11 protein-coding genes are annotated in these 9,824 nt (G+C 71.2%); 3 read left to right on the top strand and 8 right to left on the bottom strand.

Going from position 1 to position 9,824, the window contains the following annotated elements; all coding sequences use genetic code 11:
- Positions 1 to 73: 73 nt before the first annotated feature.
- Positions 74 to 394 carry a divalent-cation tolerance protein CutA gene (cutA, locus tag MBTS_RS18800; protein WP_147832984.1) on the bottom strand — a complete coding sequence of 107 codons (321 nt, stop codon included), beginning with the start codon at positions 392 to 394 and terminating at the stop codon, positions 74 to 76.
- Between the two features lie 86 nt (positions 395 to 480).
- Here cutA and MBTS_RS18795 point away from each other — a divergent pair, with 86 nt between their 5' ends.
- Positions 481 to 1,251, top strand: coding sequence for an NAD kinase (locus MBTS_RS18795; protein ID WP_018043637.1), 771 nt, complete (start codon positions 481 to 483; stop codon positions 1,249 to 1,251).
- Between the two features lie 221 nt (positions 1,252 to 1,472).
- Here MBTS_RS18795 and MBTS_RS18790 read toward each other — a convergent pair whose 3' ends face one another.
- The 4 genes from MBTS_RS18790 to MBTS_RS18775 all read right to left on the bottom strand — a co-directional run bounded on the left by MBTS_RS18790 (position 1,473) and on the right by MBTS_RS18775 (position 6,457).
- The gene (locus MBTS_RS18790; RefSeq protein WP_192216229.1) at positions 1,473 to 2,366 is read right to left on the bottom strand and encodes an EamA family transporter; all 894 of its coding nucleotides are present in this window, start codon (positions 2,364 to 2,366) and stop codon (positions 1,473 to 1,475) included.
- A 64-nt stretch (positions 2,367 to 2,430) separates the two neighbouring features.
- The gene (locus MBTS_RS18785) at positions 2,431 to 4,023 is read right to left on the bottom strand and encodes a DUF2336 domain-containing protein (protein WP_056149594.1); all 1,593 of its coding nucleotides are present in this window, start codon (positions 4,021 to 4,023) and stop codon (positions 2,431 to 2,433) included.
- On the bottom strand, positions 4,020 to 5,171 hold the full coding sequence (locus MBTS_RS18780; protein ID WP_192216228.1) for a lytic transglycosylase domain-containing protein: 1,152 nt from the start codon (positions 5,169 to 5,171) through the stop codon (positions 4,020 to 4,022). Before MBTS_RS18780 ends, MBTS_RS18785 begins: the two co-directional genes overlap by 4 nt.
- Before the next feature lie 116 nt (positions 5,172 to 5,287).
- Entirely contained in the window at positions 5,288 to 6,457 is a 1,170-nt protein-coding gene (locus MBTS_RS18775) for an MFS transporter (protein WP_192216227.1), read from the bottom strand.
- Positions 6,458 to 6,556: 99 nt separating this feature from the next.
- Here MBTS_RS18775 and MBTS_RS18770 point away from each other — a divergent pair, with 99 nt between their 5' ends.
- Both MBTS_RS18770 and MBTS_RS18765 read left to right on the top strand, forming a co-directional pair.
- Complete coding sequence (locus tag MBTS_RS18770; protein WP_192216226.1) at positions 6,557 to 7,474, top strand: LysR family transcriptional regulator; 918 nt, start codon at positions 6,557 to 6,559, stop codon at positions 7,472 to 7,474.
- A 49-nt stretch (positions 7,475 to 7,523) separates the two neighbouring features.
- Positions 7,524 to 8,189 (top strand): aldolase/citrate lyase family protein, encoded by a 666-nt coding sequence (locus tag MBTS_RS18765; RefSeq protein WP_192216225.1) that lies wholly within the window; start codon positions 7,524 to 7,526, stop codon positions 8,187 to 8,189.
- 33 nt (positions 8,190 to 8,222) lie between these two features.
- On the opposite strand, the gene MBTS_RS18760 is transcribed toward MBTS_RS18765, so the two are convergent.
- The 3 genes from MBTS_RS18760 to MBTS_RS18750 all read right to left on the bottom strand — a co-directional run.
- On the bottom strand, positions 8,223 to 8,681 hold the full coding sequence (locus MBTS_RS18760; RefSeq protein WP_192216224.1) for a phospholipase A2 family protein: 459 nt from the start codon (positions 8,679 to 8,681) through the stop codon (positions 8,223 to 8,225).
- Between the two features lie 181 nt (positions 8,682 to 8,862).
- Positions 8,863 to 9,474 carry a flavin reductase family protein gene (locus MBTS_RS18755; protein ID WP_018043645.1) on the bottom strand — a complete coding sequence of 204 codons (612 nt, stop codon included), beginning with the start codon at positions 9,472 to 9,474 and terminating at the stop codon, positions 8,863 to 8,865.
- An 8-nt stretch (positions 9,475 to 9,482) separates the two neighbouring features.
- Positions 9,483 to 9,824 (bottom strand): nitroreductase family protein (locus tag MBTS_RS18750; RefSeq protein WP_192216223.1); only part of this gene is annotated, 342 nt, incomplete at its 5' end.

The raw sequence follows: 9,824 nt of genomic DNA, 5'->3' as shown, positions 1-9,824 counted from the left end.
CACAGATTCTCCCCGCCAGGCCCCGCCGCGGCGGGGTTTTTCATGGCCCGGCGGGATGGCGATCGGACGCGCCTCAACCGCCGGTCTCAGCGAGAATCCACGAGGCGGTGTCGGGATCGGCCCCGCTCGTGGCGAGATGCAGGATGATCGGCGTCTCGTAGGGATGGCGCTGCCTCAGCGCGGCGGCGAGGGAATCGGCGAGCCCCTCCCGGGTCTTGAGGATGGCGACGACCTCCTCACCCCGCTCCACCGCCCCCTTCCAGGCATAGACCGACCGCATTCCCGGCAGGACGTTGACGCAGGCGGCGAGCCGCCCGCGCACCAGTTCCTCGCCGATGGCCAGCGCCGTCTCGGCATCGGGAAAGGTGGTGTAGACGAGAAGCGGACGCTCCATGCTATGGGTCTCCGGGTCAGCGGCCTGTTCCGAGGGGAATGAGGCGCGCGGCGAAGCCCGGCGTCAACACGAGCGGACGATCATCCATGGCGCGGCGCTTCCAGAGGATCGCCTTCATCGCGAGCCCCACCGCCGATGCGAGGAGCGCAGCGGACACGCTGATGCGGCGCTACGACAGCGTCGCCCCCGAGGAGGCCGACGTGATCGTGGCTTTGGGCGGTGACGGGCTGATGCTGCAGGCGCTCCACCGCTTCATGCTGGCCGGCACGCCAATCTACGGCATGAATCGCGGCACCGTCGGCTTCCTGATGAACGAGTGGCGCGAGGACAACCTCCTCGAACGGCTGGAGAGCACCAAGCGCAGCACCATCCACCCGCTCATGATGGAGGCGGTGGACGTGGAGGGGCGCCGGCACACGGCGCGTGCCATCAACGAAGTCTACATGCTGCGCCAGACGCACCAGACCGCCAAGCTGAAGATCTCGGTGGACGGACATGTGCGCCTGCCCGAGCTCATCGCCGACGGCGTGCTCTGCGCGACGCCCGCCGGCTCCACCGCCTACAACCTCTCGGTGGGCGGCCCGATCCTGCCCCTGAATTCGCGGCTCCTGGCGCTGACCCCGATCTCGGCCTTCCGCCCCCGGCGCTGGCACGGCGCCCTGCTGCCGGATCACGCCCGCATCCAGGTGGAGGTGCTCGACGCGGCGCATCGCCCGGTGGCCGCGGTGGCCGACCACACCGAGTTCCGCCGGGTCTGCACGGTGGAGACCTGGCTCGACCTCAAGACCGACCTCACCCTCCTCCACGATCCCGGCCACAGCCTCGACGAGCGGATTCTTCGCGAACAGTTCGGCTGACGTGACGCTGCGCGGCGTCTCGCGCCGGCCGCCGGATCGGGTCCCGCCGGCGCTCCAGCCGTCCGGGGAAGGGGCGCGGCTTTTCCCGACCCCGTCAGTGCCGGCACGTTTTGCGGGCGCCCGGAGCGCCGGGGCAAGACGTGCCGCGTCAGCGACGCAGATCCTCATCGATTGCAAGAACGGACGCCTGCAATAGACTGTAGGGACTATATTTTCCTCGCTCACCCAGCTTGACGCAGATTCTCTCGTTTCGCCCGATACGCACCGACCGTACTACCCACCGAGGCCGCCATGATGCAGGCGATGGCGGCACCCTGCAGGGGCGTGAGGCGCTCCCCGAGGATGAGGAAGCCGGCGAGCGCGCTGCAGACCGGCTCGAGACTGAGCAGGATGCCGAAGGTCTGGCGCGGCAGGCCCCGTAGCGCCACCATCTCCAGGGAATACGGGATCGCGCTCGACAGGATCGCCACGGCGAGGCCGGCCACGACGAGGGAGGGCGAGAGCAGCGCCATGCCCGCCTGAGCGATCCCGAAGGGCAGGATCACCAGGGCCGCGACACTCATGCCGAGGGCCACCGCCTGCCCGCCGGGCAGGTGCCCCGCCCTCTGGCCGACGAGAATGTAGAGCGCCCAGCACAGGGCCGCGCCCAGCGCGCAGGCGACGCCGACGGGATCGAGGCCGGAGCTCGCCCGATCCAGGGGCAGCAGCAGGCACAGCCCCAGCATGGCGAGCGCCACCCAGACGAGATCGACGGCGCGCCGCGACGAGGCCACCGCCACGAGGAGCGGCCCGACGAACTCGATGGCGATGGCGAGCCCCAGGGGGATCGTCCGCAGGGAGAGGTAGAACAGCAGGTTCATGCCGCCGAGCACGAGCCCGTAGAGCACCACCACACCGGCATCCCGCCGGCCGAGGGTCCGGCGCCAGGGCCGCCACACGGCCAGCAGAAGCACCGCCGCCAGGGTGACGCGGTAGGCGGAGGTGCCCTCCGCGCCGATGACCGGGAACAGCTGTTTGGCGAAGGAGGTGCCGATCACGAGGCAGACGATCGAGCCCACCAGGGCGGCCACGGGGGCGAGGCCGGCGAGAACGGCTCGGGTGTCGGTGCCTGTCATGCCGCCCTCATAGCCGGATGAGGGCGAAGGGGCGACGATCATGGCGCCGGATGGCCGCTCCGGGTCAGGCGGCGAGGCGCATCCTGTCGCGGTCGGCGCGGTAGCTGGCGATGAGGGCGTCGGGAATCGCGTCCAGGACCGCATCGACGTCGCGGGTCGGCGACATGCCGACATCGATCCGAACGGGGTCGGGTACGACATCGAATTCCGGCTGGGACACGACGATGGATGGCACGTCGATCGTCACGAGGTCGTGGCCGGTCAGGTCGATGGGCGCGGCGGCGAGCGGGCGAACCTGCGCCCTCGCCTCGCGAACACTCGCCATCAGACCGTCGGACAAAGAATCGAGCACGGCTTCAACCGTCCTCCCCCGCTCGACGACGGTGTCGATGCGGATGGGCTGAAGCGCCAGCGGCGTGGGTTGGGCCGGCCGCTGGGAGACGAGCTGCTGCGCCAGGCGCCATTCCACGTCGAGGATCTGCATGCGCGTCCGGGTCTCCCGGCTCGCCTTCGCCTCCATGGCCTTGGCGGCGACGCGGGATTCCTCGCGGGCGGCCTCGGCCTCGTAGCGGGCCAGAAGCGCCATGACGCTCTGCGCCTCGGCGAGCGGCATGGTCTCGCAGGCGGTGAGCGCGCGCTCGATCATCCGGCGCGACAGGGTGGCACTCCCGGGCTTGGCTTGGCCGGGCTCGGCCTGGAGATCGGCCTCGCGCCAGGCCGAGAGTGCGGCCACGAAGGCAGGCAGCAGAACGGCCGGCAATCCGGCGCGGCGGTGGAGGGCGGCGAAGCCCGAGGCGGAGGGGTCGTGCATCAGCCCGGCCACGCGGTCGGCCTTCAGGCCGGTGAGATCGGACAAGGCCGCCTCCGCGAAGGCCATGCGGCCCGACAGGATCGCCCGCAGGATCAGGCCGGCATTGAGCTGGCCCCGGATGCGCAGATGGCTCACGAGGCGGGCGAGGTCCGCCCCGTCGGCCCCGGCGCTCACCTCCAGGGTGCTGCGCTCCAGGGCTTCGCGGCTCGCCCGCTCCCCGCGCGCCGGGGTGAGCCAGCCCGAGGCGACGGCGAAGGCCGAGAGGGATGCCGCCACGCGGGCGGTGACGGCTTGCCGCACTTCGAGGGGTAGATCGGCCCGTATCGTCAGGGCGTTCCTGAGGCCGGCATCGTCGCCGTGCCGCTCCACCATGCGCAGCAGGCTTCCGGTGGTGATGCCGGCGCTCCGGTTGCGCACCAGGGCGGTGAGGGAGGGGACGCCGCCGATCTCGGCCATGGCCCCGGACACCGCGTGGGAGAGGCCGAGCCGGCCGGCGATAGCGGTGCGGGTGGTCTCGCAGCCGACGGCGATGCCGTCGACGAGATCCGCATCGGTGAGGACGGACGAGCGCCGCAGGACCAGGGCGGCGATGTCGGGCTGGTCGCCGGCCAGGGCCACGACCAGCGGCCGAGGCGCGGTGGCGCAACCGGCGCAGGCCTGCGCCAGGGCGCGGCGCACGGCGGGGGCCGGGTCGTCGAGGAGCGCCAGGATCGCCGAGCGCGCGTCGCGCGCCGCCCCGGCATCGAGCCCGCCATAGAGATAGGCCCGGGTCAGCGCCGCCGCCGCCTCCGCGCGACGGTCGATGGAGGCGTCACGGGTCCAGGACAGGAATTGGCGGATGATCATTGACCGCTCCGGGTCGCGAAGAGTGAGAGATCGAGAGGTTTGGAGGCGACGGTGCCGGCCTGCCGGGAGGCGGCGGCGGTGAATTCGGCGGGCCGGCGCGGGGGCAGCGGAGCGCCGACGAGAGCGGTGGCCGGGGCGGCGGCAAGCGACGCCGTCGCCGCGACCTTCGCCGGCTCTACGGGGATTGCAGCCGTTGTCGAGGCCGTCTCTCCCGTCCCGTCCGAGCGCGGGAAATAGGTGGGCGCGCTGCGGGTCGGCTGCGGCGAGGAGGCCGGCGGCGACGCGGCCCTGCCCTGCCACAGGCGGGCGACCCCCTCGGACATCGCGCCCTGGCGCTTGTCGGTCTGGAACAGCGCCCGCAATCCGCCGCCGTCGATGGCCGCATAGGCAGAGACGGGATCGGCGGTGGAGGCCGGCTCGATGGCGGCGCCCGCCAGGGCCGTGGGGGCGGGCCGCGAGGCGGATTGGCTGGCGGACAGGAGGGCGTAGAGTTCGGCGGCGCCCCGAGGCCGGCCGGTCTTGTCGTAGAACAGGCTCCGGTTGGCGGCGGCCGCCTCCGGCATGTCGAGGGCGGCGGCGCGGGCCGGACTCGCCTGAGCGGTGCCGATCAGGGTCGCCGCCCCGCGCGCACCAAGGACATGGGCGGCGTAGAGATCGCCGCTGGTGGGCTCGCGCCCGAGGGCGGCGGTGAGCGCCTCGCCGTTGCGCTGGGTCAGGGCGCCCGCCATGGTGGCGGCCACCGCCGGGTCACGGCGCAGATCCAGGATGGTCTGGCGGGCCGAGGCGTCCTGCACCGTGTAGGTGCCGTCGGGTCTGGCGGTGATGGCGTCGGCATAGGCCGAGAGGCCGAGCTTGGGTCCCGCATTCTTCATCGTCCCGAGCCAGGTCTGTTCGATGAACTGGAACAGCCCGGTGGCCGAGGAGGTGGCGGCCTTGGCCGAGGGGTCGAGGGAGGATTCGCGCTTGGCCGTGGCGAGAAGGTAGTCGAACTCGGTGCCGGTGCTGCGCGCGCCGCTGCGGATCGCATCGACCACGCCCGCCGAAGCCGATCCGGCGGGCGTCCCCGTGGTCGCCCCGTTCCGCGTGCCCGCGTCCCGGCCGAGGCCGGTCTCGCGAGTGCTGGCGGGGGGCGTGGTGAAGAGGAACATGGCCGTCCGGCTGCAGGCGGACCTGACGATGTCGGCCTGAGTCTCAACCTGTTCCGATCATGGTAAACAAAGATTAAAGGAAGCGCCGTCCGCGCCGTCCCGAACCTGCATAAGTTTCAGGACGCGACAGGTTCCGCCGCCCCGCGCCGCCCCCGGCGCAGGGCCACCAGCATCGCAAGGCCCGCAGCGGCCATGGCGGCACCGGCGAGGGGAACGGCCGGGTAGCCGAGACCCGCATCGATCACGCCTCCGCCGACGGCGGCACCGATGGCATTGCCGAGGTTGAACGCACCGATATTCATGGCCGAGGCGAGGTTGGGCGCCCCTTGCGCCTGCTCCATCACCCGCATCTGGAGCGGGGGCACCAGGGCGAAACTGGCGACGCCCCAGAGGAAGATCAGGATGGCGGCCGGCACCTCCCAGCGCACGCCCCAGGCGAAGAGGGCCAGCACCATCACGAGTCCGCCCAGCGAGGCGAAGAGCGTGCCGTCCACCGAGCGGTCGGCGAAGCGCCCGCCGGCCCAGTTGCCCACGGTGAGGCCGATTCCGTAGAGCACCAGCATCACCGTCACGAACGGCGTCGCGGCCCCGGTCTCGATCCGCAGGATCGGCACGATGTAGGTGAACACCGTGAACATCGCGCTCGACCCGAGCACGGTCAGGGCGAGGGCGGCGAGCACCGGCCCCCGCATGAGAACGCGGAGTTCGGCCCGCATGTCGCCACCGGCCTCGGCCTCGAGGGGCGGAAGGGCCAGGCGCAGCGACAGCATGGCCACGGCCCCCACCGCGGCGATGCCCCAGAAAGCCGCACGCCAGCCGAGCATCTCCCCGATCCAGGCCGCCAGCGGCACGCCGCCGATGGTGGCGATGGTGAGCCCGGAGAACATCGCGGCGACGGCGGCGGCGCGACGCTCGGGCGGCACGATGCCGGCCGCCACCACCGCCCCGACCCCGAAGAATGCGCCATGGTTCAGGGAGGTGACGAGGCGGGCGACGACCAGCATCGCGTAGCTGTCGGCCATCGCCGAGAGGAGGTTGCCGAGGGTGAAGATGCCCATCAATCCGACGAGCAGGCGGCGGCGCGGCATCCGGGCGAAGGCCAGCGTCATCAGGGGCGCGCCGAGGAGCACGCCCATCGCGTAGGCGCTGACGACGAGACCCGCCGCCGGGATCGAGACGCGCAGATCGTTCGCGATCAGGGGCAGCATGCCCATCGGCGTGAACTCGGTGACGCCGATGCCGAAGGCACCGGCCGAGAGCGCCAGCAGGGGAAGGTTGAGTCTCATGATGAGTGCTTTCCGTCTGTTCCAGACCAGCACATGGCGGATACCGCCTCTCCCAGGTAGTATCGGGCTGGGACCAACATCCGTGCGCCGGAGGCATCAATGCTGCGCGACAGGGTCGACCGGGCCGGAGACATGGCCCTCTTCCTCGCCGTGGCCCAGGAAGGCAGCCTGTCGGCGGCGGCGCGCCGGTTCGGCCTGACGCCCTCGGCCGTGAGCCGGGTGGTGGCACGCATCGAATCCCGGCTCGGCGTCCGGCTCCTCGTGCGTACCACGCGCTCCCTGCACCTCACCGCCGAGGGCGAGACCTATGCCCGGGCGGCGCGGCGGATCCTGGCCGATCTCGACGAGACCGAAGCGCAGATCGCCGACCAGGGCTGCCCGCGCGGCCGGGTCCGCGTCAGCGCCTCGATGGCCCATGGCAGGCGTGTGGTGGTTCCCCTCATCGGCGATTTCGTCGCCCGCCATCCGGGGATCGTGGTGGAGATCGACCTCAGCGACGAGGTCGCGGACGTGATCGGCGGGCGGGCCGATCTCGCGATCCGGTTCGGGCCGCTGGCCGACAGCCCGCTCACCGCCCGGCGCCTCGGCGAGACCGGCCGGATGGTCGTGGCCTCGCCCGCCTATCTCGCCCGCGCCGGCACGCCACGGGTTCCGGGGGATCTGGCCGGCCATAACTGCCTCGACTTCAACTTTCGCCGGATCGAGCCGGGCTGGCCGTTCCGCGAGGACGGGCGCGACCACCTCCTGGCGGTGCGCGGCAACATCGCGGCGAATAACGGCGAGACCCTGGTGCAACTCGCGTTGCAGGGCATCGGCGTCACCCGCGTCGGCACCTTCCATATTGCGGAGGATCTCGCAGCGGGCCGACTCCTGCCGCTTCTGGAGGCGTACAATCCCCAGGACCGGGAGGCGATCCATGCGGTGTTCGTCGGCGGCCCGGCCATGCCCGCCCGCATCCGGGTGCTGGTGGATTTCCTCGCCGAGCGTATGGGCCGCAGCCAGGGACCGGTTCCATGACGGTGCTCGGCCATCGGGCGTCCCGCACCAACCCCTCGGAGAGGCCGTCATGCGCGCATTCCTGATCGTCCCCGGCGACGCACGAGCCGTCGCGGCGGCGATGGCGAGCGACGCGCATGCGCTGATCGTGGACGTGACGGGCCTCGCGTCGCCGGCTTTCTTCCCCGAGCGCCGACAGGGCGCACCGCCGTTCTACCTGCGCTCGCACAACCTGGAACGCGACCTCCCGGCGATGATGGCCGCGGCACCGCACGGAATCGTCCTGCCCCGTTGCGAGGGCGCCCGCGACATCATGCGCCTCGGCGCGCGCCTCGCCGTCGAGGAGGCGATGCAGGGGCTGACCGATGGAGCGACGCAGATCCTCGCCTTCATCGAAACGGCAAGGGGCGCGCTGGCCCTGCACACCCTCGCGGATGCGGGGGAACGCCTCGTCGGCATCGCCTGGGACGCCGCGGCCGTGAAGGCCGAAATCGGAGCGCCCACCGCCCGCGATCGCGCGGGCGGGCTGAGCTCGCCTCTCGCCCAGGTCCGCGCCCTGATTCGCCTCACCGCCGCGGCGGCGAGGGTCACGGCGATCGATACGCCATGCCTACCCGGGGGCGACCTCGCCGGTGAGGTCGAGGCGGCACAGAATGACGGGTTCGAAGCGAAACTCGTCCTCGAACCGGATCAGGCAGGATTCGTCAGGGAATTCAGCGGACGATGCCAGGGATGAAGCGCTTCAGCGTGAATGCGCTTCGGAGACGACCTATTCGGCGTCCTCGCCATCCTCGACCGCCGACACGGCCCGAGCATCCGGCCCGCGCTGGGCCTCGGGCGAGACGGCGTCGTGGCTGACGGAGGTCGCCGTCGTGGTGGGGGTGGAACGCGGTGCCGTATCCGCCAGCATCATCGAGGCTGTCACCGAGATCAGGCCGGCGAGCGAGCGGAGATCGTCGGACTGGCGCACGTCGCGTGAGACCAGCGCGGCCTCGCGCTGGAGACGCAGGTTACAGGCCTTGGTCGGCAACCCGCCATCCGGCGTGCAGGCGTCGTGCCGGGCGCAGGCCGCGTCGAGGGCATCGATGGGCGGGAGTGGGGCATTGTTGCCGGGCCCGCAGTAATTGCCATGGATCAGCATGGTCGGCGGGCGGTTCGTCGCTTGTGCCAGGGCGGGAGTCGCAAGACCGGCGGCGATGAGGAGCGGTACAGTGAACTTGACGATCATAAGATGCAGACCTCTGCGAGCGCCCCCTCAGGCGGTTCGCGGAAATGAGCTGCCCCACGGCGGCTCGGCCCATTAAGCATTCGGCCCCGGCCTTGGTTCCCTTTTTGGCACGAAGCACTCCCCGGCCGCCCTTGTCCATGGCTGAGCTTGCACCTCTTGCGGGATAGAGGCTGAGACGAGGCTACTGACCCGCTCCGGGAGGGCGCTTCAACTCGAAACGTGCCTCGTCGGTGACGCTGAAATAGTCGAAATAGCCACCGCGCAGGAGCGGGTGCATCGCGCCGGTATCGACCCGGCCATCCTTGACGAAGGCATCGTCGACATAGATCGACACGACCTGGCCGATCACCAGGAAGTGACTGGCCTCGCTGCCGTCGAGAGGTGTCAGGGGCACGGTCTGGAGCCACCGGCATTCCAGGGCGGCGGGGGATTCGGCGACCCGTGGCGGACGCACCTTGCGCGAGGGCACCGGCGTCAGACCGGCCGCGACGAACTCGCTGTCGCCCCGGGCGAGGGGGGCCGAGGTGGCGTTCATGGCGTCGCGCAGCCCGTAGGTGGCGAAGTTGCAGACGAACTCCCCGCCCTCCTCCGCGAAGGTCATCGCGTCCTTTCGGCCGAAGGACGAGAACATCACCATGTCGGGGCCGGTGGCGACGGCGTTGAAGTAGGAATAGGGGGAGAGGTTGACGTGGCCCTGCTTGTTCATCGCGCTGATCCAGCCGATGGGCCGGGGCGCCACCAGGGCCTTCAGCGGGTTGTGCGGCAGGGTGCGGTTCTCGGAATCGTAATGCATGGCGCCGCTCAGACTCGTGTGACGATGTCGGACAGGACGGGTCTCGGGCGGTCGCTCGGGACCTCGCGGGCGCGGCCGACATGGATGAAGCCGGCCAGTTTCTCGCGCGGGTCGAGGCCCAGCGCGTCGAGGATGCGACGGTCGTAGGCGAACCACTCGGTCAGCCAGGCGGTGGAAAAGCCCGCCGCATTGGCCGCGACGACGAGGTTCATGCAGACGGCGCCCGCCGACAGCACCTGCTCCCATTCCGGGATCTTGACGTGGGGGGCGGCGCTGGAGACGACGGCGACCACCAGGGGGGCGTGGGCGAGGCGGTGGCGCTCCAGGTCGAGGCGCTTGGCATCGGCCTC

It is taken from the genome of Methylobacterium bullatum (genome assembly GCF_014845095.1).
Taxonomy (GTDB): Bacteria; Pseudomonadota; Alphaproteobacteria; order Rhizobiales; family Beijerinckiaceae; genus Methylobacterium; species Methylobacterium bullatum.
The sequence above is the reverse complement of the archived record's forward strand: the minus strand, read 5'-3'. Positions and strand labels throughout refer to the sequence as shown.